Origin of the sequence: Aeromonas tecta (assembly GCF_000820185.1) — a bacterium.
GTDB classification, from domain to species: domain Bacteria; phylum Pseudomonadota; class Gammaproteobacteria; order Enterobacterales; family Aeromonadaceae; genus Aeromonas; species Aeromonas tecta.
This window is the reverse complement of sequence record NZ_CDCA01000027.1, coordinates 13,976-38,544: the sequence shown is the minus strand read 5'-3', so window position 1 is coordinate 38,544 and position 24,569 is coordinate 13,976. Positions and strand designations below refer to the sequence as shown.

Below are 24,569 nucleotides of genomic sequence, written 5' to 3'. Positions count from 1 at the left end.
TTTCTCCCACTTATTTTGATACCGTAAAGGCATCAGAAAAAAATTGTTTCTCTGAAAGCCCAACATTGATGAAATCATTTTTTGCAGCTGCGATCATTTGAGGTGAACCACAAGCATAAACACAGAAAGCAGACAAATTACAAAAATCTTGCAATACTGCTTGATGGACAAAGCCTGTTCGTCCATTCCACTCAACATCGCTACCTGAGACAACCGGGATGAAGGTAATATTGTCATGTTTACTTTCCCACTCAGAAGGAAGCTTTGAATAGAAGTCGATAGCTTTATTCATCCCCCAATAGATATTTATATCTCTCTTTGAACTACTACTTATGAGCGCTTCAACCATAGCTTTAACCGGAGCGAATCCGGTACCACCAGCCAAGAAAATGATAGGACGATCATCCTCTCTGATGAAGAATGTTCCAATCGGACCATCTACCCTCATCAATGTGTCTGGCTTGATTCCAGCAAGAAGCAGATTACTCATTGCGCCATTATTGATAAGGCGGATATGGAGTTCGATTCCATCTTTACTACTGGCGTTAGCAATGGAATAACTTCGAGTAATCCCCTGATAGTTGAGATTTATATATTGCCCTGGTAAATAATCAAATTTCGCAGTGGGGGGTAGCCTGAATTTTAAAATCAAAAATTCATTATTAATTTCTGCTAATGTCACCTTACATGGCACGGTTTTACGAGAGAGAGAAGCCAGCTCAGGGTAGTATTCAGCCTCAATCATTAGCTCTGTGCACGCGCTCTTGCATTGGCATGTCAAAAAATTTTGCCCTGATGAGAATGAACAACCTTGCTCATCAATTACTTCACCCTCTATAATTTTTGACTCACACAGCCCACACGAACCATTCTTACAACTATGTTCCAATATTATTCCAGCACGAATCGCTGACTCAAGAACTGTTGTATTTTCAATTACATCAAAACTAATACCTGATGGTTTTATAATTACGGATTTCATAATTTACTCAAAAACAATAGCGTCTGTTAAAAAGACGCCTTGTAAATCCTTGGAGGAAAGCTGTGGTTTAAACTCAAGTGGCCATTCAATCGCAATATCTATATCGTTCCATCTAATGCTAGCTTCGCATTGAGGGGAATAGTACGCGGTTGTCTTGTACAGAAACTCGGCAGTATCACTCAAGGTTACAAAACCATGAGCAAACCCTTCTGGAATCCAAAATTGGCGCTTGTTCTCAGCTGATAAATTCACGCCAACCCACTGACCAAATGTAGGAGAGCTTTTGCGAATATCAACAGCCACATCAAATACTTCGCCAGTGACACAGCGAACTAGTTTACCTTGGGCATGCGGAGGTAGTTGGTAATGAAGCCCACGAAGTACTCCTCGACTAGATTTGGAATGATTGTCTTGAACAAAGGTAACAGCTCTACCAATCACTGACTCAAATTGCTGCTGATTAAAGCTTTCGAAAAAAAAACCTCTTTCATCACCAAACACTTTTGGCTCAATGATAAAAAGATCAGGGATTTTCGTTTTAATGATGTTCATTATGTCAATCCAAATAAACAGGTAAACAATATAGCTTATTCATGAAATCTTATTGATTAGCTTGAGAAGATACTTTCCATATTCATTCTTAATCAGTGGCGTGGCCAACTTCCGAACTTGATCTGAATTGATAAATTTCTGACGATAAGCAATCTCTTCGGGGCAGGCCACTTTCAACCCCTGGCGTGTCTCAATAGTTTGGATAAAATTACTCGCCTCAATCAGGCTTTCATGAGTACCGGTATCCAGCCAGGCGTAACCACGACCCATCATGGCTACCGAAAGATTGCCTTGCTCGAGGTAAATACGGTTGACGTCGGTGATTTCCAACTCACCACGGTGAGAGGGCTTCAGACTCTTGGCTATCTCGACCACACTGTTATCGTAGAAATAGAGGCCAGTGACAGCATAATTGCTCTTGGGTTCCAATGGCTTTTCTTCCAGAGAAATCGCCGTCCCTGAATTATCAAATTCCACCACCCCATAACGCTCTGGATCCTGCACATGGTAGGCAAAAACGGTCGCACCACTAGTCTTGGTTGCAGCAGCTTCCAGCTGTTTTTGCAGGTCATGACCGTAGAATATATTATCACCAAGCACCAGCGCGCAAGAATCTGAACCAATAAACTCTTCACCCAGAATAAACGCCTGGGCCAAGCCATCCGGGCTCGGCTGTACCTTATATTGCAGGTTCAATCCCCATTGGCTGCCATCCCCCAACAGTTGCTCAAAACGGGGCGTATCTTGCGGCGTGCTGATGATCAAAATGTCACGAATACCCGCCAGCATCAGGGTGCTGAGGGGATAGTAGATCATCGGCTTGTCATAGATGGGTAGCAGCTGCTTGCTGACTGCCATGGTGACGGGATAGAGACGAGTACCTGACCCACCCGCAAGAATAATGCCTTTACGTTTCGTCATAATGCTTTAGTTCTTATATTGAAATTATGTAACCCATCGAAATGAGTTCACCCAGCGGTCACTCATCTCGTACTTATCCTGCTGGTAATGACGGGGCACAGAGCCACCGTCTTCCCACCTTCTCTTACTTACCGAGGATCTCGGCCAACATCCTTTCAACACCGACTGTCCAGTCTGGCAGTACCAAGTTGAAGGTACGCTGAAATTTGCTCGTATCAAGCCGTGAATTGTGAGGACGCTTGGCAGGTGTTGGAAATGCACTGGTCGGGACAGCATTGACCTGACTGACCTCCAACTCGATACCCGCTTCACGGGCTTTGGCAAACACCCGCTGGGCATAGTCAAACCAGGTGGTGGTACCGGAAGCGATCAGGTGGTAAAGGCCCGCTACCTCTGGCTTATCCTGTGCAAAACGGATCGCGTGAGCGGTGCAGTCGGCCAGCAACTCGGCTCCAGTCGGCGCACCAAACTGGTCATTGATAACCGACATTTCGCTACGCTCCTTGCCAAACCGCAGCATGGTCTTGGCAAAGTTGGCACCACGGGCGGCATACACCCAGCTGGTCCGAAAGATAAGATGGCGAGAACAATGTGCTGCTGCATGCTCCCCTGCCAGCTTGGTTTCACCATATACGTTAAGGGGGGCCGTCGGATCGCTCTCAAGCCAGGGCCTTTCACCACTGCCATTGAACACATAGTCAGTGGAGTAGTGTACCAGCCAGGCACCAAGCGTTTCGGCCTCTTTTGCAATCGCTGCGACACTGGTGGCATTAAGCAGTTCGGCAAAGGCCCGTTCGCTTTCGGCCTTGTCAACGGCGGTATGGGCCGCAGCATTGACAATCACATCCGGCTTGAGCAAACGGACTGTCTCTGCTACCCCGGCCGGGTTGCTGAAATCACCGCAATACTCCACAGAGTCGAAATCCACGGCGGTAACACGGCCCAGTGGTGCCAAAGCCCGCTGCAGCTCCCAGCCGACCTGACCATTCTTACCAAACAGCAGAATATGCATCAGGCACGTTCCCCGTAATTCTGCGCGATCCAGGATTGATAGGCACCGCTCTTGACGTTGTTGACCCATTGCTGGTTATCCAGATACCACTGTACCGTCTTGCGAATGCCTGACTCGAAGATCTCTTGTGGCTGCCAATCAAGCTCGGCACTCATCTTGCTGGCATCGATGGCATAACGGCGGTCATGGCCGGGGCGATCGGTGACATAGGTAATTTGATCACGGTAAGAACCCGCCTTGGGCACCAGTTCATCGAGCAGATCGCAGATGGTATGTACCACCTCCAGGTTCTGCTTCTCGTTGTGACCACCGATGTTGTAGGTCTCACCGACAACCCCAGTGGTGACGACGGTATACAGTGCGCGAGCATGATCTTCGACATAAAGCCAGTCACGGATCTGATCACCCTTGCCATAAATCGGCAGGGGCTTGCCATCAAGGGCATTCAAGATCACCAACGGGATCAGCTTCTCGGGGAAGTGATAGGGACCGTAGTTGTTGGAGCAGTTAGTAACCAGAGTCGGCAGGCCGTAAGTCCGGCGCCAAGCACGTACCAAGTGATCGCTCGATGCCTTGGAAGCAGAATAAGGGCTGCTGGGCGCGTAAGGCGTAGCCTCGGTAAAGAGTGGCAGAGTCTCACCTGCATTCACCTCATCCGGATGGGGCAGGTCGCCATACACCTCGTCGGTGGAGATATGGTGGAAGCGGAAGGCCGGCTTGCGTGTCTCGTCCAGATCGTTCCAATAGGCGCGAGCGGCTTCCAGCAACACATAGGTGCCGACAATATTGGTCTCGATGAAGTCGGCAGGCCCGGTGATGGAGCGGTCGACATGGCTCTCGGCGGCCAGGTGCATCACGGCGTCGGGCTGATGGGTTGCAAACACCCGATCCAGCTCGGTGCGGTTGCAGATATCAACCTGTTCGAATACATAACGATCGCTGGCAGATACCTCCGCCAAGGACTCCAGGTTGCCCGCATAGGTCAGTTTATCGAGATTGACCACAGAGTCTTGGGTATCACGGATGATATGGCGAACAACAGCAGAACCTATAAAGCCGGCACCACCGGTAACGAGAATTTTCATATTGATAAGTACTCTGACACTCTGACGAGGTAACTGGTGATATGGGAGATGCAAGATACGCACTACGTGGGGCCTGTGCCTCTTGAAGCCATAGAAAGCCATAGAAAGCCATACAACATACTTAACGAAGGCGAGAAAAGCGTTAGCTACCGCAGTGAGTTACAGCTCCCAACATGCTGCTTTTAACCTGATTGTGTGTGCTGTTGGCCATCATATCCTCCAGCTTCTTGTATTGGTTGATGTGTTACAATGGTATCAAATGACGTTGCACATCTGAGTATTCCGAGAGCATACATTGTTCACATCTTGGGCAACCAAGGCCCTACACCCGATTCCGGGTCAGATTCTATCTCGTTTAGCCCAAAGATTAACAGTCAAAACATAGGAAACCATCCATCCTATAAGGGATTCAAATATTCCCTACAAAGGAGTGATTTACTCCCCCCCCCGGAGTATGTGCTCCCATTACATGGAAACACTCTACTTCCAGAACCTGACTGAGAGGACAGAATAGCTTTTTTTTCAAATAATTACAGATAGCTAATGGTCTGACCATAACCGTTTAGCTGCTGTTTCAAGGGGTGAATACAGATACTGAGCACTCCCAAACACATGTACGCAGACCAAACTCGTGCGATCAGAATAGTCGCAAAGTTGCACTAAGAGCGCTGAGCTATTGCCTTAGATGCCCATTGAACTCTTCACACCAGATTCATAAGCATTGATGCCATAACAAGGAAACTGAGGCAGAAATAAAGAAGCATGTGATTCAGTCCCGATACAGGGGTGCCTGTTTAGGATCCGGATTGACTCTCCTCTCCATACACCCTCTAATTGACAGCCTGGACCCTCATCATCATGCATCTTATGAAAATCCTATTGGTCGAAGACGACAAGCTGCTCAATCACCATCTCACCACGCTGCTGACCGAAGCCCAGAATCAGGTCCACAGCACCGACAGTGCCCAGATAGCCTTGCACTACGCACGCGACTACCCCATCGACGTGGCCATCATCGACCTCGGCCTGCCAGACATGGACGGTCTGCAGCTCATCAATCAGCTGAGAGAGCAGCAGATCCCCTTCCCCATCATAGTGTTGACCGCTCGCGGTAGCTGGCAAGACAAGGTGGAAGGACTAGAAGCGGGCGCAGATGATTATCTGGTCAAGCCGTTCCAAAAAGATGAACTGCTGGCCCGTCTCAATGCCTTGGTGCGCCGCAGTGCTGGTTTTATCTCCCCCAGGGTGAAAGCGGGTGACTATGAGCTGGATCTGTCCCGCAAGGAGCTGACCATTGCCGGTGAAGTCACTGTGCTGACCAGCTTCGAGTATCTGATCCTGGAATACCTGATGCGTAACGCCCGCCAGGTGGTGTCCAAGCAACAACTGCTAGACCAGCTCTACGGCGATGGTGAAGGGGATCCGAACACCATCGAAGTCATGGTGAGTCGCCTGCGCAAAAAGCTGGATCCCGAAGGGACGATCGCCCCTATCTCGACCATCCGTCGCCAAGGCTACATCTTCAACCTGTCATGCAGCTAAGCGTGCCATTCACACCGCAATAACCGTTAAGAGAAGCCCATGCAACTGATCCGCCGCTCACTGCACATCAAGCTGATGATGAGTGCCATGCTGGTGATCGCGATCATCATGGCCTTCTCCGTCTATATCCTCTACCTCGGCCACACCGAGGAGCAGGCGCAAAAAGCCAGTACCCGCATGCAGGAGAACCTCTCCAAGCTGTTCTCCTCCAAGCAGCCAGATCCCCACGCCATCACGGATCTTGGCAACATAGCGCCAGACGCCATCGATCCCAACCTCGACACCCTCATCTGCCGCTCGGATGGCGAACTGAGCTGGTCCAGTCTGCACATGCCGGAAGTGATCACCATCAAGGGCACCATCTGTCAGGATCTGATGAAGTACCTGGGTGGCCTGGATCAGGATTATTTCTTCAAGTTGCACACCATCAAGAACGGTGAGAGCTACTTCATCTACAGCCTGCGCTTTTTGCGCAATCACGGTGACGGTCCCACCACCTACTACGTGGTGATGGTCGACTCCGCCAAGCGTTATCAGGCCCAGACCCAGGAGTATCTCTACCAGTGCATCCGCCAGGCGCTGCTCTCCTACTGCCTGCTCGGCGCCCTGTTGCTGCTGACCAGCTTCTGGAGCCTTTCCTCTCTGCGTACCATGGCGCGCCAGATAGACGAGATCCGCGCGGGTAAACGCGAGGCGCTCTCCAGCGACTATGAACGTGAACTGCTGCCGCTGACCGAGTCGGTCAACCAGTTGCTGGAGAACGAACGCCAGCAGACCCAACGTTACCAGCATGCGCTAAACGATCTGGCTCATAGCCTGAAGACCCGCCTCGCCCTCATCCAGATCACCGCGCAGGAGGTCAAGCAGGGTCACGCCGTGCACGACAACATCAATGAACAGATCACCACCATGGATCAGATCATCCAGTACCAGCTGCGCCGGGCGGTCACCGGTCGCAAGCGCCTTGCCAGCAAGGGCACCGAGCCGGTACCGCTCATCGAAAAGTTGCTGGCAAGCCTCGCCAAGGTCTATCGCCACAAGAAGCTGCAGACTCGTTTCCACTTTGATGACGATGTTTTCTTCAGTGGTGAACAGGGCGATCTGATGGAGCTGATGGGCAACCTGCTGGACAACGCCTGCAAATTTGCCATCAGCGAGGTGCAGGTGCAGGTACGTCGCCAGGGCAGCGGCCTGCTCATCCTGGTGGAAGATGACGGCCCCGGCATCGCTCCCGGAAAATCTGAACAGATCTTCCAGCGTGGGGTGCGGGCCGACAGCTCCCCCGGTCAGGGCATCGGCCTTGCGGTGGTCACCGAGATAGTGCACAGCTATGGCGGCAAGATCTCGGTGGACGAGTCCCCCCTCGGTGGTGCCAGATTCCAGATGACACTTCCTTGATGCCACTGACGCCCTGAATGGGTGTCATACCCTGCCCCTCATAGCGCTATTGCGAGGATGTATCTCATCCTCATCCAGTATTAGAAAATGCTGAGAGAATGTGACATAACTTAACACCATCTACTACCGCACGGATGCGATAGCCATGGTCAGCAAGCCCTCGAGTGCCATTTTCAAACCCCAACAACAGATGCTGGCGCTGGAGCCGCGCATTCTGTTTGATGGCGCCGCCGCCACTGCCGTTGAGCACCAGGATCAGAATAGTCAGGCCACCCCGGCCGACGCGCCGGATCACGGGGCCCCCACCCAGGCCGCCCAACCACGCCAATTACTGGTCGTCGATTCTCGCATCGAGCAGGCCAGTCAGCTGACCAAAAACCTCGACAGCAATGTCAGCCTGCTCCTCATCGACAAGCAGACCGACGCACTGGCCGCCATCGCGGCCACACTGACCAAACTGGGTCAGGTCGACAGCATCCAGATCCTCTCTCACGGCTCGGCCGGTCAATTCGCCCTCGGCAATCGCACCCTGACGGCCGACAACCTGGCCAGTGTCAGTCAGCAGCTGCAAGGCTGGCAGAGCCACCTGAGCGAGGGGGCAGATATTCAGCTATACGGTTGCCGGGTCGGCGCTGGCGAGTCGGGTCGAGCGCTGGTCAGCGCCCTGGCCCAATGGACCGGCGCCGATGTGGCAGCCTCCAACGATGACACCGGCGCCAGCAACAAGGGGGGGGATTGGGATCTGGAGGTGAGCAAGGGCCTGATCGATCAGCCGCTAGCCCTCAGCCACACGGCAATGCAAGGGTACGATCGCTTGCTCGCCAACGCCGATCCCAACAGCAGCCTGGCCCAGAGCAGTGCCAATGTCCTGCTCGGCGAGCAGTTCGAGTTCACTGTCAATGTCAGCAACCAGGCGAGCCAGACCGGTTATGCCCCCTACCTGGATCTCTATCTGCCCAGCACCGGCAAGGACGGAGACGATGGGGTCAGCTTTATCAAGGCCACCTACCTGGGTCAGACCCTCAAGACCCACAACGTGATATTCGACGCCTCGGGTAACGCCACCCATCCGCTCGCGGTCGATGATAACGGCAACCCCCTCATCATCAGGGCCGCCGATGTCGGCTTGCGCGCCGGCGATACCCTGGTGGTGATCGAGATCCCCTTTGGCAGCGTCAATCAGGGTCAACCGGATATTCCTATCCTGATCACCGCCAAGTTGAGCAACCTGGCCGATACCAGCTTCTCGGCGGCGACCCCGGATCTCAGCATCGGCATTCGCAGCGGTTTCCAGTATGGCAACGATGCACTCAACAACCCGCTCGACGATCCCAGCCTGATCGAGGGTGAGCTGCACAGCTTTGTGGTCAAACCGACCGTCATCCGTTTCGAGCACAGCCTCGACATGCCCGAGGGCGAGACCGCGACCGGTCCCAACTTCAACCATACCCTGACCCTGACGGCGATCCCGGCCGATGGCCAGACCCTGAGCAATGTCGTCATCAACCAGACCCTGCCCGCCAGCATTCAGGTGACCGCCATCACTCCTGGGCTCAATGGCACCCTGACCTCGGTCACCCTCTCGGATGGCCGTGTCATCACCAACCCGGCCCTGATCAGTGCGGCCATCAACAGCGACAGCCTGTTCATCCAGTCCTTTACCGTGGCATACAGCAGCCTCTCCACCGCTACCGATACCCTGGTCAGCTTCTACGTGCCCGAGGTCGATGCCAATGGTCAGCAGGTGATCAACCCCAACAGCGGGGATGCGGTGCAGATCACCATAGCGGCCCCCACGGCCAGCGGTGAGTGGATCCCGCTCGACAGCCGGGATCTGACGCCTCCCGCCACCAATATCGACTTCGCAGGTCAAGGGGAACCCATTGGCTTCATCGCCCGCTCCATCGCCCTGCAAAAAGAGGTCACCCTGGCCATAGACGCGGGCAAGGCCGGGATAACGCCGGGCGATACCCTGGGCTACAGCATCAAGTTGACCCTGTCCGACTACTTCGCCTTTGGCAAAACCCTGTTTGGCGAAGGCCAGTTCGTCGTGACCGACACCTTGAGCGACGGCCAGACCCTGACCGGCACCCCCACCCTGACCCTGACTCGCAATGGCGCCAACGAGATCATAGCGCTGATCTACACCACTGTGGTCAATGCCGACGGCACTACCAGCATCAGCTTCGATATCGGCCAATCCCTTGCCAACGCCTTCCCGCTGCTGAGCTGGCTCGCAGGCGATCTCGCCTTCGATGACAACCAGCAAGGCGCCACCCTGGCACTGCTGAGCTACAGTGCCCTGATAAGCCAGAGCTACACCCCGCCGGCCGGTAATCCTCAGAACGAGATCAACGAAGGGGATTCCTTCGGCAACAGCGCCAGCGTCACCGCCAGCCTGCTCGAAAACAGCACCAACCTGACTGGCGGTAGCGAGTCAGACAGCTCCCAGACCACCACCCGCATCCCCACCAGCCAGGTCGATATTGCGCTGACCAACATCAATGGCGTCGGCAGCCCGGGCGGCGCCGTCGAGCTGCGTCCAGGCGATCAGGTGACCTTCAGGCTCAGTTACGACTTGCTCACTGGCGACTATGAACAGTTCAAATTGACGGCGTACCTGCCTTTGCCACTGTTTGATCTGGCCGGCATCAGCTGGAGCGAGGGGAGCGGTGTCGGCCAGTGGCATTTTGGCAGCGGCGACACCAACCTCGGCAATCTGATCAGCATCACCAACGGCCCCGGCAACTCCCTCATCTTCGATTTCGGCAGCTATGCCACCAGCGCACTGGGCGGCAGCCGCATCGAGGTAGAGTTCACCCTCAGGGTCGGCGATCAACCCTTCGCCGATCAGCGCACCCTCGACGTGCTGGCCCAATCCAGCCAGGTGACCACCCTCAACAAGACCCAGCTCAGCAGTTCGGATATCACCGTCATCACCTCCATCGCCGAGCCGGATCTCGTCATCGGCCATGGGGTTGTCTCATCGAGTAACGGTACCGTAACCGGCACCACCGGCAGCTGGAAGGCGCCGGGCTCTGGCGGTATTCCCTTCACGGGCCCGGTGACCGATATCAATGCGGTGAATGGCAACGTAACGGGCATAGATGGCGCTGATACACTGCGCCTGGCGACCGCCATCGAGAACCGGGGTGGCGGCGGCGCCTTCGATGTCGTCACCAGCATCAACCTGCCCGCCGGCCTCTCTTTCCTCAACGGTTCACTGGCGGCAGCCAACCTGCAGATCTACCGCGGTGATGGCACCCCACTGGTGCTGGGGACGGACTATCAGGTCAGCGGCAACACCATCAGCTTCCTAGATGCTGGCAATGTGGCGACCCTGTCGCCGGGGCGGGATGGCTCGGCGGCGGCCAATGCGGGCAGCAACCTGATCGTCATCACCTACGAGGTGCAGATCATCGCCGACATTCAGGCCAGCAGCACCCTGGAAACCCGTGCCACCCTCAGCAATTACGCCAGCGTCAACAATGGGAAAGACTTCACCCCCACGGACCTGACCGACACGGCGAGCGAACAGGTCGCCGCACCGACCCTCGTCATTGATTTCAGCAATGGCGATGCAGGTTCCTCCTCCAGCGCGGGCCATACCTCGGGCGCCAATCTGGTGATTGGCGAGAGCATGGGCTATGACATCCGGGTGACACTGCCGGAAGGCAGCACCCAGCAGCTCAGCATCCTTGACCTCATCCCGCCCGGTTTCAGGCTCGATACCAGCTACAACGGCGGCAAGGGTTATGATCTCATCCTCACCGGATTTTCCGGCACTATCAGTGATCCCACCCTCGGCGGAACCGGGGTAGGCACCAACGATGGGGATGCCAGCTTCAGTTTCAGCGTCAGCGGTGCCACCGCCGACAACAATCAGGCCAACAACAGCTTCACCATCAGGTTGCGCCTGGTCGCCGATAACGTCCTGACCAACCAAGCCGGCACCAGCCTCAGCAACGGCGCCGTCCTGCACTATCAGGATCCCGATGGCGACGTCGCAGGCGGCAGCGCCCTGACGCGAGAGGTCACCACGGCTCCCGCCCCCGCCGCCCTCATCCAGGAGCCGGTGCTCACCATCAGCCAGAACCTGACCATCACGCCCCCGCCCTATGGTTTTGAAGAGGGCGATGGGGTCAGCTTCAACATAGTGATCAGCAACAACGGCCCTCTCGATGCCTTCGACATTCGCCTGAGCGATCTGCTGCCCAGTCAGCTGAGCAACTACAGCCTGGTTTCGGTGATCTACGACGGCGTCGATGTCAGCAGCCAATTCGAGCTGGTGGGCAATCAGCTGCAAACCAAGGCGAATGCCAATCTGGATATCGCCGTCGGCAAGCAGCTGACGCTGCTGATTAGCGGTGTGGTCAATGCCAGCGCCACCAATCTGGCCCAGCTCACCAACCAGGCAGAGGTTCAATGGACCAGCCTGGACGGCAACCTGAGCACCAGCGCCGATCCTGCCGGTGAGCGCACCGGCGCCGACGGCGTGCCGGGCAATCAGGTACTCAACGACTATCGCGCCATCAGTCAGGCATTGATCCCCATCGCCAGCGGCATCTTCATTTCCCGGGTAGGTGGCGTGACCGAGACCGGTGGCGGCGCCACCGATGCCAGCCATGAACAGGTCACGGTCGGCGAGATCATCCGCTACAAGGTGGTCGCCCTGCTGCCCGAGGGGGAGAATGACAACTATGAGCTGAGAGTAAGCCTGCCCAAGGGGCTCAGCTTCATCGACAAGGATCAGGTTCGCCTCGCCCTCATCTCCAATGGCGGGGTTGGCAAAGGCCTGTCGAGCAGCCTGAGCGGCTCGGCCATCACCGGCGCCGACGTAATTGGCAACGAGGACGGCAGCGCCGCCAAGCCCATCTCCCCCACCCTCGCCAATGAACTGGCCGGCCTGCTCGCCGCCGGCCAGATAGAGATAGTGACGGATGCCGATGGCAATCAGACCCTCATCTTCCGGCTGGGGGATCTCTCCAACCAGGATATAGATGACGATTTCGAAGGCATTGCCATCGAATTCAACGTGCGCGTCGACAACAACCTGAGCAATCAGGCCGGCGTTCAGCTCGGTGTCGGCGCCAAGGATTATGTCGGCGCGGATCCCGGCAACCTGGTGCAGCGTGGTGCCAGTTTGATCGTCTACCAGGACATCATCGAGCCCAGCCTGGGCGCACTGGACAAGACGGTCATCGCTTTCGATCCCACGGCCATCAATGCCAATACCGGTCGGGCCGAAGTCCAGATCCATTTCGAGCAGACCGGCAGCCTGACTGCCTTCGAGCCTCGCCTGACCGATGGCTTCCCCGGCGGCAGCGACTACGCACTCACCAGCCTGGTCATCGAGCTCGGGGGCACCACCTACACCTATGACAGCAGCGACAGCGGCAACAACTTTGGTCTGCCGCCCGGCGTCAGCATCACAGTGACTCAGGGAGGGAGTTTCGCGGTCGATTTCTCCCAACTGGATGCCGGTGCCAAGGTGACCCTGGTCTATCGGGTCGACCTGCCCAATGGCGCCACCATTGCCGGTACCGATGCCACCCTCAGCTGGTCCAGCCTGCCGGAAGATTTCACCACCTGGGGTGGCTCCAGCGTGGGCGCCGATGGCAGCGCCAGCGGCGAGCGAACCGGTCAGGATGGCCAGGGCAACACGCTCAACAACTATGTACTCACCAGCAACGCCGGGCTTGGCATCATCAGTGGCACCCTCTGGAATGACACCGCCAGCGCCACCACCAGTACCCAGCCCGACGGCGCGGGATTGGCCGGTCAGACCGTCACTCTCACCTGGGGCGGGGTGGATAACGATATCGCCACCACCACGGATAACCAGCTCTTTGTCACCACCACCGATGGCAACGGCCACTTCTCGTTTGGCATCCTGCCCGCCGGCGTCTATCGCCTCGACGGTCCGGCCGGCACCACCATCACGGATGCCAGCGCCGGCACTTTGCAGGTGCGCATCGACAGTGACGGCGGCAGCCTGGGCCAGATTGGCATCAGCCTCACCGAATCCGGTATCAATGCAGGTCAGTATGATAATGGCGCCAACATCGGTTATGTGGAGATCAACGATGCACCGACGCTGGGTAATACCAGCCCGGCCCAGAGCGTGGACGAGGACTTGGATCTCAATATCCTCGGCCTCTCGGTCGCCGACGTCGATGCCGGCAACGGGGCGCTCACCCTCACCCTAACGGTGGCCCATGGCGTGCTGTCGCTTGGCAATTCGACCGGCTTGACGGTGGTCACCAACAACGGCGGTGGCCAGCTGGTATTGACCGGCAATCTGGCCGCCCTCAATGCGGCTCTGCTGACCCTCAACTATCGCGGTCATCAGGATTACAACGGCAGCGACACCCTGTCCGTGCTGGTCAACGACAACGGCCAACTGGGCGACAAGCTCAACGGCGACGGTATTCCCGGCAATGCCGAAGATGCCCTGACCGCCACCAGCAATGTCCTCATTACCATCAATGCCATCAACGATGCCCCCATCGCCAACAACGACAGTGCAACCGCCACCGAGGCTGGCGGCACCGACAACAACCTGCCCGGCAGCGATCCTCAGGGCAACCTGCTCAGCAATGATAGCGACGTGGACATCGCCACCAACGGTGACATCCTGCGTCTGGGGCTGGTGACCAGCGTCGCCACCGGCAACAGTGCCAGCGCCAACTCAATCGATACCGAAGTCGCCATCGTCGGCAAATACGGCACCCTCTACGTGCTGATTGGCGGCGGTTACCGTTACGTGGTCGACAACGGCAACCCCGAGGTAGAAAAGCTGCGCCTGCGAAGCGACACCTTGAGCGAGCAGTTCAATTACCAGTTGCTCGATAAGACGGATGCCAGCAGCCAGGCCAGTCTCCTCATTACCATTCAGGGCGCCAACGACGCCCCCGTGGCGGGGGATGATACCGCCAGTGCCACCGAGCAAGGGGTCGGCCAGCCAGGCAGTGATGCCATCGGCAATGTGCTCACCAATGACAGCGATATCGACACTGGGGATGACAGAGGGATCAGCAAGGTCGCCCTGGGCCCCATCACAGCGCTCAGTCAGATAACCGATGTACCAGCCGGCAGCACCAGCGCCAATGGCGCCGTGATCATCGGCTTGTATGGCACCCTCACCCTGGGTGCCGATGGCAGCTATCGCTACCAGATTGATAACAGCAACGCCACCGTCCAGGCGCTGCGAGCCGGAGACAGTCTCACCGAGACCTTCAGTTACCGAGTCACCGATCTTGGCAACCTCAACGACATCGCCGCCCTGGTGATCACCATCAATGGCAGCAACGATGCGCCCGTCGCCACGGACGATATTGGCATTGCCAACGAGGCAGGAGGCATCAATAACGCGACGCCTGGCAGCAACGCCACCGGCAACGTGCTCGATAACGACACCGACCCCGACTCGCCCAACCTCAACGAGACCCAAATCGTCAGTGCGGTGCGCACGGGGACCACCGGCGGCGCCGGGACAGTCGGCACCCTCGGCAATCAGTTGCGGGGCAGCTATGGCTGGTTGACTCTCAATAGCGACGGCAGTTACAGCTATGTCGTCGACAATAGTCTGGCCGCGGTTCAGGCCCTGCGCCTGAGCAGCAATATCCTGAGCGACAGCTTCACCTACACGGTGCAAGATGCCGCAGGGGCCAGTAGCCAGGCCAACATCACCATCCGTATTCAGGGCGCCAACGATGCTCCCACCGCCACTGTCGATACCGCCATCGCCATCGAGGCAGGCGGCCTGGGCAACGGCACCGCTGGTACCAATCCCACCGGCGATGTGCTCGGCAACGACACGGATCCGGATAGCAATGGCGAGCAACTCAGTGTCACCGGCGTCAGCTTCGGTGCCAACAATGTTTCCGCCGGCAGCGCCATCAACGGCCTCTATGGCACCCTCACCCTCAACGGTGACGGCAGCTACAGCTATGTGCTGGATAACACCAATACCACGGTGCAGGCGTTGTTGCCGGGAGAAGTCCTGACTGAGCAATTTGGTTACCAGATAACGGATCTGGGCGGCCTCACCAGCGCATCGACCCTGACCATCACCATTGAGGGCCGCAACGACAGCCCGATAGCGGTGGTGGATACCGGCACCGCCGTCGAGGCGGGTGGGGTCAACAACGGCACTCCGGGCAGCAATGCCACCGGCAATGTGCTCACCAACGACACAGATCCGGAATCGGCCAATCCCAATGAGAGCAAAACCGTCAGTGCGGTGAGTACCAGCGGCGGCACTGCTGGCACCCTGGGCACGCAATTGCGGGGCAGCTATGGCTGGCTCACCCTGAATGCCGATGGCAGTTACAGCTATGCCATCGATAACAGTCTGGCTGCGGTGCAGGCCCTGCGCCTGAGCAGCAATACCCTGAGCGACAGCTTCACCTACAGCATGCAAGACGCCAATGGTGCCAGCAGTCAGGCCAGTATCACCATCAGCATCCAGGGGGCCAACGATGCCCCCACAGCCACCGCCGATACCGCCATCGCCATCGAGGCCGGCGGCCTGGGCAACGGCACCGCTGGAACCAACCCCACCGGCGATGTGCTCGGCAACGACACGGATCCGGATAGCAATGGCGAGCAACTCAGTGTCACCGGCGTCAGCTTCGGTGCCAACAATGTTGCCGCCGGCAGCGCCATCAACGGCCTCTATGGCACCCTCACCCTCAACGGTGACGGCAGTTACAGCTATGTGCTGGATAACGCCAATGTCACGGTGCAGGCGTTGCTGCCGGGAGAAGTCTTGACTGAGCAATTTGGTTACCAGATAACGGATCTGGGCGGCCTCGCCAGCGCATCGACCCTGACCATCACCATCGAGGGCCGCAACGACAACCCGATAGCGGTGGCCGATACCGGTACCGCCGTCGAGGCGGGCGGGGTCAATAATGGCACTCCGGGCAGCAATGCCACCGGCAATGTGCTCGGCAATGACCTCGACCCCGAGTCAACCAATCCCAATGAGAGCAAGACTGTCAGTGCGGTGAGTACCGGCAGCGGCACCACCGGTACTCTGGGCACGCAATTGCGGGGTAACTATGGCTGGCTGACCTTGAATGCCGATGGCAGCTACAGCTATGTCGTCGACAATAGCCTGGCTGCGGTCCAGGCCTTGCGCACCAGTGCCGATGTGCTGACCGATGATTTCGGCTACAGCATGAGGGATGCCAATGGTGCCATCAGTCAAACCACCCTGACCATTCGCATCGAAGGGGCCAACGACACCCCCGTGGCCCAAAACAATATCGGCATTGCCGTGGCCGACAACGGTGTCGGTAACGTCGTCAACCCCAGCGGCAATCTGCTTGCCAACGACGGTGATGTCGACGGGGGCGATGGACTGACCCTGACGGCTGGCCGCACCGGCGAAGAGGCAGCCGGCGGCGCCCTCGCCCCCGTCAGCCTGGGTAATCCACGGGTGCTGATCGGCCAATATGGCACCCTGACCCTATACCTCAACGGCGATTACCAATATGTACTGGATATCGGCAATGCTGCCGTATTGAACCTGGGCCCCTTGCAGACGCTGGAGGATTACTTCACCTATCAGGCGCAAGACCTGGCCGGCGCCGTCGATCTGGCCCAGCTCGCCATCGTCATCCGCGGGCGCAACGATGCCCCCGTCGCCAACCCGGACGAGGCCCAGGTCGTCGAAGCCGGCGGACTCAACAACGCTCAACCCGGCCTAGATCCAAGCGGCAATGTGCTGAGCAACGACACGGATCTCGAAAACGATCCGCTGACCATCACCCTGGTGCAAAACGCCGCTGGCCAGAGCGCCAGCCTGGGCACAGTGCTGCGCGGCCGCTATGGCGATCTGGTGATGAATACCGATGGCAGCTGGCACTACCGCCTGGACAACAGCCTGGCCGAGGTGCAGGCCCTGCGCGGGCCTGACCAGACCCTGACCGAGGTGTTCAACTATCAGATCAGCGATATCTGGGGAGTAGGCAGTGCCAGCAGCCTGACACTGACCATTCGCGGCAGCAACGACACCCCCATCGCCGTCGATGATCAGGCCAGCGCCATCGAGGCAGGCGGCGTTCACAACGGCACCGCGGGAGTGGATCCCGGCGGCAATGTGCTGGACAACGACAGCGACGTGGATAGCCAGGCCAATGGCGAGACCAAGACGGTGCTCACCGTCAGCAATGCAACCGGGGCCAGTGTCAATGCGGGTCAGACGCTGCAGGGGCGCTATGGTCAGCTCATCCTCAATGCCGATGGTAGCTATCGCTATCTGGTCGACAATGGCAATCCCGAGGTCGAGGCCCTGCGTTCGGCCAGCCAGACCCTCACCGAGGTGTTCAGCTACCGGATGCGCGATCAGGCGGGCGCTTTCTCGGATGCGCGGCTGACCGTCGTCATCCAGGGTGCCAACGACAACCCGGTTGCCCGCGACGATAGCGCGGTCGCCAGCGATCAGGTTCAGCCACCCCATACCTCGGGCAATGTGCTGCCCAACGATGGTGATGTCGATGCCAATGACCCTCTGCGAGTCACGGCGGTGCGCAGCGGCGCGGAGGATGGCAGTGGCAACACGGGCGCGCTCGGGCAACCGCTGGCCGGTCGCTACGGCTGGCTGACCCTCAACGCCGATGGCAGCTACAGCTACACCATCGATCTGACCAACAGAGAGGTATTAGCCGCCGCGGGCCTCGGTCAGGTGCTGCAGGATGTGTTCACCTACACCCTGACAGACGGCAGCGATGCCAGCGACCAGGCCCAGTTGGTTATCCACCTCAACATATCGGCCCCCTATGTCCCGCCCCCTGATGAGGGTCCCCTTGGTCCCCACTATCAGGGCATGTCAACCAATGAGAGCACCACTCTGAGCTATCCCGACGTCAACCCGGCTGTCTTCGTCACCCCCGTGGTGCAGAACATCAGCCTGTTGCTTGGGGCCAGCGCCGAGCGCGCCGATGGCAGCCAGCTGTTCTTCGGGCTGACGCCGGAGATCCACAGTCAGAGTATCGGCCAGGGCCTTGGTCAGCTCGATGGCACCTTCGTCAGCCAGAGTGTGCAAGAGAGCTCACTCGCGCAGGAGCTGGAATTGGCCACCTTCCTCGGCCGCCATGGTCGGGTTGACCTCAATGCCGATGGGCGGCTCAGCGATGAGTCCGTGTTTGCCATGACCCCACAGGAGATGCGGCCTCATGTCAGTGGCGAGCGTGCCAGCAAGGCCAGCAGCTTCACCAGACAACTGCAAGATGCGGCGGGACGTCACATCGCAGGTATCAACAGAAATGCCACCATCACAACAAAATCAGGCACTTGATTCTAAGGACAGACAATGCCCAGACTCGCTCTTCGACCACTGACCTTGACCTCCAGCCTGCTGCTCTGTGCCTGCAGTGTCCTGCCGCCCGAAACTTACACCGAGCAGGACAAGGCTGAGCGGATCCGCTTCGACCGCCAGCTGATGTACGATCAGCAAGAACCCGTGACCCACCCCATCACCTTCTATGAGGCGGCGGCCAGGGCCCTCAAATACAACCTGGACTACCGCCTCAAACTGATGGAAAGCGCCATGGCTGCCGATCTGCGGGATCTCTCCAGCCATGAGATGCTGCCCCAGCTGGTCGCCTCGGCCGGGCTGGCCGGACGCAGCAACGACTCCGGCGGCACCTCGATCGGCATCGAGGATGGCGAAGAGAGCTTGCGCGCCTCGACCTCTCAGGAACGCTATCGTGACCTGAGCGGGCTGGGGCTGAGCTGGAGTCTGCTCGATTTTGGCGTCGCCTATTATCGCAACCAGCAGAAAGGCGATCAGGTGTTAATGGCCGAGGAGCGGCGCCGCAAGGTAGCCCAGAACGTCTTGCAGGATGTGCGCAGTGCTTACTGGCGCGCGCTGGGGGCGCAGCGCCTGCTGCCCGAGGTCGACAAGTTGCTGACCAGAACCCGACTGGCACTGGACTCCGCCCGTCAGGCCGAAACCCAGGGCTTGCTGCCACGCCAGCAGGCATTGGCCTACCAGCGAGCCCTCATCGACTCGGTCTCCCTGCTCAACCAGCGCCGTCAGGATCTCGAATTTGCGCGCGCCGAACTTGCCGCGCTCATGTCCCTGCCCTCCGGCAGCAAGATGACCCTGGCCGATAACCCTGAGCCCCAGCTGCCAATATTGGCGCAGACCATAGACAACATGGAGCAGATGGCGCTCGAGAATAGACCCGAGATCATGGAGGAGTGGTATCGCAAGCGCGTCAACCAACAGGACATCAAGATAGCCAAGGCCGAACTGTGGCCCAATGTGAGCCTGAATTGGGGCTACAACTACGACTCCAATCAATATCTGTACAACAACCACTGGTCCGAGACCGGGCTGCAAGTCTCCATCAACCTGCTCAAGATCCTGCGCCTGCCCGCCATTCAGAACATGGAGGTGTCACAGAAGGTCACGGATGATACTCGTCGGGTCGCCCTCTCCATGGCGGTGCTGACGCAAGTGAGGGTCGGTGCGTTGCGCTACAACCTGGCAGCCCAGGAGGTTGCCTTCGCCGACGAGAGCCTGCGGGTCGACGAGAGCCTGCTCCACTATGCTCAGGCCGCTCGCACCAGCGATCAGGGCTCAGAGCTCGAGGTCATTCGCAGCGAAGGGCGCTATCTGCTCTCCCGCTATCAGCGCGAGGCCGCCTACTCCCAGGCCCAGGCCGCCTGGGGCCGGCTCTACAACTCGGTCGGTCTTGACGTGCAACCCGAGGCCATCGCCCAGCACGATATCCCAACCCTGGCGCAAGCCATCGAGCGCACTATCAAGAAGCAGGAGAACCAGGCTTTGCTGACCTCCAATGGCGGGGTGCCCTATGCCCTTGCCAACTGAGGTACGTGCCAAACTATGGTGGCTGCTGCTCTTGCCACTGACCGTCCAGGCCAGCCCGGCGCTGCAGCCAGCACCGACGGTGCAAGGCTTGCAGGATGATCCCAATGCCATCCGCATCTTGCTGACCGCCAATCTGGAGACGACCCTCTCCAGCCAGATGAGCGGCACCCTGGGCGAGCTGCAGGCCCGCCTCGGTCAGCCGGTCAAGAAGGGGGCTCTGCTGGCTCGCTTCGACTGCCGGGAAGGAGAGGCGCAGAGCCGGGTCGCGCGGGCCGAGTTGCAGATGGCGCGCCAGGATCTCGCTGCCAAACGCAATCTGCGCAAACTCGATGCGGTGGGCGATCTCGAAGTAGCCATCGCCGCCACCGGGGTACAAAAAGCCGAAGGGGCCGATGCTCTGGCCCGGGCACGCAGCAGCTACTGTGACGTGCGCGCCCCCTTCGCCGGCCGCATCGCCCAGGTGCAGGCCAAACCCTATCAAACCATGACGGCCGGAACCCCCCTGTTTGATCTGGTCAGTGACGGGCCGCTCAAGGTGCGGCTCAACGTGCCCTCACGGCTGCTGCCCGAACTGCAGGAGGGACAAGCCCTCGAGATCAACGTACTCGAAACGGGCAAGCCTTATCAGGCCAAGATCAGCCAGATCAATGCCCGAGTCGACGCCGTGGCCCAAACCGTCGAACTGGAAGCCAGACTCGATGCCCCCTATCCCGAGCTGGTCGCGGGCATGAGTGGCGTTGCCCGCCTCATGGAGTCTCATGACTGAATCGCTCCCACCGCCTCAATTATTACTGGCGCTGCACGCCCTGCGCGATCGGGCCATGGCCGCCAGGAGTCTCAATGCCCTCGCCTTCTCCATGGCCAACGATCTCTACCAACTCTTGCCATTTCATCAAGCACTGGTGTTCGCCCGCCATGGCCAGGCTCAGGAACTGCTCTGTGTCTCGGGTCTGGCAAAGCCGAGCGAAGATTCCCCCTACCTCATCTGGCTGACCAGCATGAGCCGCTGGCTCGATGGCCAGGTCAGCGGCAGTGAACCTGTCTGGCTGACCCGGGAGTCCCTGGACCTCCCCGATGCCTTGGTGGAAGGATGGACTGAATGGTGGCCGGAAGGGGTGTTTTGCGTCCCCATCCAGCGTGAGGATGGTGAGCGGCTCGGCCTGTTTTGCCTGCTGCGCGAGGCCGAGCCGCCAGCCGCCTTGCTGCCCCTGCTGCAAAGCCTCTGGCAGACCTGGGCCTACTGCTGGCACAGCCTGACCCATAAACCACAGTTGTTCAGCTGGCGTCCCTGTCGGCGCCAGCTCATTCTGCTGACCCTGGCCGCCGCCGTCATGCTGCTCATTCCCATTCGTCAGAGCGCCCTGGCGCCGGCCGAAGTGATTTCGCGTACCAGTCAGCTGATCAGCAGCCCGCTAGCTGGCGTCATCGAGCAGATGGAGGTACGTCCCAACCAGGAGGTGAAGGCCGGCGATCCCCTGTTTCGGCTCGATGAGACCACGCTGCGCAACCGGGCCGAGGTACTCACCCAGGAGGTGGCCGTCGCCGACGCCGAATTGCTCGCCGCCAGTCAGCGCACCTTCGACAATCCCCAGAGCCGACGGGAGCTGACCCTACTCACCGGCCGGGCCCAGCAAAAACGGGCCGAGCTGGCGGGGGTCGAACTGCAACTCTCCCGCAGCCAGGTCACCGCCCCCACCGACGGAGTCGCCGTGTTCAGCGATGCCAACGACTGGCTCGGCAAACCGGTCGTGACGGGAGAGCGCATCATGCAACTGGCCGATCCTCAACGCCCCGCCATGCGCATTCAGTTGCCGGTGGCGGATGCCATCGCCCTCGAACCCGGGGCCGAGGTGACCCTGTTTCTCAGCGCCTATCCGCTGCAACCTCTGCGCGGCAAGATCCTGGAGACCAGCTATCAGGCTCAGCCCGGCGCCGAGGGCGTGGTCTCCTATCGGCTACTCGCCAGCATAGAAGAGGCACCGCCCCATGCCCGTCTCGGCCTGCATGGCACCGCCAAGCTCTATGGCGAGCGCGTGCTGCTCGGCTACTACTTGCTGCGCCGCCCCTTGGCGGCCCTGCGAGCCTGGAGCGGCGTCTGATGCTGGATCCTGCCGACTTGCCTCTGCCGAGCCTGCGCGATGATCTGCGGCTCTGTCCGGCAGACAGAACCCCCAACGGCGAACCCGCCTGGCTCATTCAGGACACGGTGATCAATCGCTTCTATCGCATCGGCTGGTTCGAATTCGAGTGTCTGGTGCGTTGGGCCGAGCAGACACCCCGTCGCTTGCAACAGACGCTGGAGCGCGAGACAACCTTGCACCCCGAGGTTGAGCAGATCCTGGCCTTCTGCCAGTTTCTCGAACGTCATCAACTGCTACGCCCCAGCCCGCAAGGGGTGGAAAAACTGCGCAAGGCGAGTGAGGGCAAGGCCTGGCTGACCGGACACTGGTGGCTGCACCACTACCTGTTTTTCCGTGTTCCCCTGCTGCGCCCGCAAACCCATCTTAAGCGGTTGGCAGCGCGGCTCGACTGGTTGTTTAGCCCCCTAACCGCCTGGCTTATTCTGGGGGCCAGCCTGCTCGGAATCCTGCTCACGGTGCAACAATGGGATGGCTTCACCCACGCGGTGGTGGAGTCCTTCTCCCTCGACGGCCTGTTTAGTTTCGCCCTCGCCCTGATCCTGGCCAAGACGCTGCACGAGCTGGGCCATGCACTGGTCGCTACCCGACAGGGAGTGCGAGTGGCCCATATGGGCATCGCCTTCGTGGTGCTCTGGCCCATGCTCTACACCGATACCAGCGAGAGCTGGAAGCTGACCCGGGCCAGGCAGCGTCTCGCCATCGCCAGTGCCGGCATCCTGACCGAGCTGGCGTTGGCCGGACTGGCCACCCTGGGCTGGGCGCTCTGTGCGGATGGCCCGCTGCGCAATGGCCTGCTCTATCTCGCCACCACCAGCTGGATCCTGTCACTGGCCCTCAATGCCAGCCCCTTCATGCGCTTCGATGGTTATTTCATCCTCTCGGATCTGCTCAACTTCCCGAACCTGCACGAACGCGCCTCGGCCCTGGCCAGGGTAGCCCTGCGTCGCCGGCTGCTCGGGCTGATGGAGCCCTGGCCGGAATCCTTCCCGGCGCGCCAACGCCAGGCGCTCATCGGCTTTGCCATCCTCACCTGGATGTATCGCCTGGTGCTATTCCTCGGCATCGCGGTCGCCGTCTACTTTCTGTTCTTCAAGCTGCTGGGGATCCTCCTGTTCATGATCGAAATCAGCTGGTTCATCGTTCTTCCCGTCTGGCGAGAGTTGAAACATTGGTGGCAGGCCCGTGCCAAGGTCACCCGCCCGCGCCGGACTATTCTCGTCTTCTGCCTGCTCATGTTGCTGGTGCTGTTGGCCCTGCCCTGGCACAGCCAGATCAAGGGGGTCGGGGTCGCCCGGGCCGAGCGACAGTTGCAGGTATTCACCCCCTTCCCCGCTCGCCTGGAGAGCCTGCGCGCCGCCGGGCCGGTCGAGGCGGGGGAATCCTTGCTGCAACTGGTGGATCCCGATCTCGACTGGAAGGTGCTCGGCAATACCCAGAGCATTCAGAGCTATGGCGCGCGCCTTGGCGGCATGTTGGACGATCCCTTCGGATTGAATGAACAGATTGCCACTAGGGAGCGGCTCAGGGTGCAGTATCGGGAGGCAAATGCGACGCGGGCGGAGATAGACAGGCTCAGACTGGCGGCCCCTTTTGACGGCCTCTGGCTGGATGTGGATCCCGAGCAGCGGCCCGGTCAGTGGCTCAACAGCCAGCACCCCATAGGTATCTTGATCGATCCAACCCGCTGGCAGGTCGATGCCTACGTGGCGGCAGATGAGATGGCGCGCCTGCGGGTCGGCGACCCGGTGCGCTTCTATCCGGACGGCGCCGCGGCCCCCCTGCATGGCACCCTGGTCGATCTGGGCACCACACGGGTCAGCAAACTCAAACACCCTATGCTCAGCTCCCGCTTCGGTGGCCCCATCGCCACCAGCCCGCAGGGAGAGGATCTGCAACCCACTCACCCCCTGTTCCTGGTGCGGGTCCAGCTCGAGCAGGCTCCGGCCAGTTTGCGTGAGACGAGGGGCAAGCTGGTGCTGGAAGGAAGTAGACGCAGTTTGCTGGCCGAAGGTGCGACTCAGTTGCTCGCCGTGCTATTGCGGGAGAGTGGCTTCTAAGCCGGGTGAATGAAGTGCAGGCATAAAAA

General features: G+C 58.9%; 12 protein-coding genes. 7 read left to right on the top strand and 5 right to left on the bottom strand.

What is annotated here, in order from left to right; genetic code table 11:
• Nucleotides 1–10: 10 nt before the first annotated feature.
• The 5 genes from BN1137_RS21970 to rfbB all read right to left on the bottom strand — a co-directional run bounded on the left by BN1137_RS21970 (nucleotide 11) and on the right by rfbB (nucleotide 4,552).
• Nucleotides 11–982, bottom strand: coding sequence for an FAD-binding oxidoreductase (locus BN1137_RS21970; RefSeq protein ID WP_083443434.1), 972 nt, complete (start codon nucleotides 980–982; stop codon nucleotides 11–13).
• Nucleotides 983–985: 3 nt separating this feature from the next.
• Nucleotides 986–1,534 (bottom strand): dTDP-4-dehydrorhamnose 3,5-epimerase, encoded by a 549-nt coding sequence (gene rfbC, locus BN1137_RS11440; protein ID WP_050718733.1) that lies wholly within the window; start codon nucleotides 1,532–1,534, stop codon nucleotides 986–988.
• Nucleotides 1,535–1,573: 39 nt separating this feature from the next.
• Nucleotides 1,574–2,455 (bottom strand): glucose-1-phosphate thymidylyltransferase RfbA, encoded by an 882-nt coding sequence (rfbA, locus tag BN1137_RS11435; RefSeq protein WP_050718732.1) that lies wholly within the window; start codon nucleotides 2,453–2,455, stop codon nucleotides 1,574–1,576.
• Nucleotides 2,456–2,579: 124 nt separating this feature from the next.
• A complete protein-coding gene (gene rfbD / locus BN1137_RS11430; protein ID WP_050718731.1) occupies nucleotides 2,580–3,467 on the bottom strand; it encodes a dTDP-4-dehydrorhamnose reductase in 888 nt (295 codons plus the stop codon).
• On the bottom strand, nucleotides 3,467–4,552 hold the full coding sequence (gene rfbB / locus BN1137_RS11425) for a dTDP-glucose 4,6-dehydratase (RefSeq protein WP_050718730.1): 1,086 nt from the start codon (nucleotides 4,550–4,552) through the stop codon (nucleotides 3,467–3,469). Before rfbB ends, rfbD begins: the two co-directional genes overlap by 1 nt.
• Before the next feature lie 867 nt (nucleotides 4,553–5,419).
• On the opposite strand from rfbB, the gene BN1137_RS11420 reads away from it, so the two are divergent.
• From BN1137_RS11420 to BN1137_RS11390, 7 genes are all read left to right on the top strand, one after another.
• The gene (locus tag BN1137_RS11420; RefSeq protein ID WP_050718768.1) at nucleotides 5,420–6,094 is read left to right on the top strand and encodes a response regulator transcription factor; all 675 of its coding nucleotides are present in this window, start codon (nucleotides 5,420–5,422) and stop codon (nucleotides 6,092–6,094) included.
• Nucleotides 6,095–6,133: 39 nt separating this feature from the next.
• A complete protein-coding gene (locus BN1137_RS11415) occupies nucleotides 6,134–7,492 on the top strand; it encodes an ATP-binding protein (protein ID WP_050718729.1) in 1,359 nt (452 codons plus the stop codon).
• A gap of 145 nt (nucleotides 7,493–7,637) precedes the next feature.
• Nucleotides 7,638–18,800 (top strand): VCBS domain-containing protein, encoded by an 11,163-nt coding sequence (locus tag BN1137_RS11410; RefSeq protein ID WP_050718728.1) that lies wholly within the window; start codon nucleotides 7,638–7,640, stop codon nucleotides 18,798–18,800.
• Nucleotides 18,801–18,815: 15 nt separating this feature from the next.
• A complete protein-coding gene (locus tag BN1137_RS11405; protein WP_050718727.1) occupies nucleotides 18,816–20,342 on the top strand; it encodes a TolC family protein in 1,527 nt (508 codons plus the stop codon).
• Nucleotides 20,326–21,108: an efflux RND transporter periplasmic adaptor subunit gene (locus BN1137_RS11400; RefSeq protein WP_050718726.1), complete on the top strand. Its 783-nt coding sequence runs from the start codon at nucleotides 20,326–20,328 to the stop codon at nucleotides 21,106–21,108. Before BN1137_RS11405 ends, BN1137_RS11400 begins: the two co-directional genes overlap by 17 nt.
• On the top strand, nucleotides 21,101–22,441 hold the full coding sequence (locus BN1137_RS11395; protein WP_050718725.1) for an efflux RND transporter periplasmic adaptor subunit: 1,341 nt from the start codon (nucleotides 21,101–21,103) through the stop codon (nucleotides 22,439–22,441). Before BN1137_RS11400 ends, BN1137_RS11395 begins: the two co-directional genes overlap by 8 nt.
• Nucleotides 22,441–24,540, top strand: coding sequence for a site-2 protease family protein (locus tag BN1137_RS11390; protein ID WP_050718724.1), 2,100 nt, complete (start codon nucleotides 22,441–22,443; stop codon nucleotides 24,538–24,540). The genes BN1137_RS11395 and BN1137_RS11390 overlap by 1 nt, the downstream gene beginning before the upstream one ends.
• The last annotated feature ends 29 nt before the right edge of the window (nucleotides 24,541–24,569 follow it).

Coding starts and splice junctions, on each gene's coding strand:
- BN1137_RS21970 (WP_083443434.1), bottom strand. CDS start 982: ATGAAATCCGTAATTATAAAACCATCAGGTATTAGTTTTGATGTAATT.
- rfbC (WP_050718733.1), bottom strand. CDS start 1,534: ATGAACATCATTAAAACGAAAATCCCTGATCTTTTTATCATTGAGCCA.
- rfbA (WP_050718732.1), bottom strand. CDS start 2,455: ATGACGAAACGTAAAGGCATTATTCTTGCGGGTGGGTCAGGTACTCGT.
- rfbD (WP_050718731.1), bottom strand. CDS start 3,467: ATGCATATTCTGCTGTTTGGTAAGAATGGTCAGGTCGGCTGGGAGCTG.
- rfbB (WP_050718730.1), bottom strand. CDS start 4,552: ATGAAAATTCTCGTTACCGGTGGTGCCGGCTTTATAGGTTCTGCTGTT.
- BN1137_RS11420 (WP_050718768.1), top strand. CDS start 5,420: ATGAAAATCCTATTGGTCGAAGACGACAAGCTGCTCAATCACCATCTC.
- BN1137_RS11415 (WP_050718729.1), top strand. CDS start 6,134: ATGCAACTGATCCGCCGCTCACTGCACATCAAGCTGATGATGAGTGCC.
- BN1137_RS11410 (WP_050718728.1), top strand. CDS start 7,638: ATGGTCAGCAAGCCCTCGAGTGCCATTTTCAAACCCCAACAACAGATG.
- BN1137_RS11405 (WP_050718727.1), top strand. CDS start 18,816: ATGCCCAGACTCGCTCTTCGACCACTGACCTTGACCTCCAGCCTGCTG.
- BN1137_RS11400 (WP_050718726.1), top strand. CDS start 20,326: ATGCCCTTGCCAACTGAGGTACGTGCCAAACTATGGTGGCTGCTGCTC.
- BN1137_RS11395 (WP_050718725.1), top strand. CDS start 21,101: ATGACTGAATCGCTCCCACCGCCTCAATTATTACTGGCGCTGCACGCC.
- BN1137_RS11390 (WP_050718724.1), top strand. CDS start 22,441: ATGCTGGATCCTGCCGACTTGCCTCTGCCGAGCCTGCGCGATGATCTG.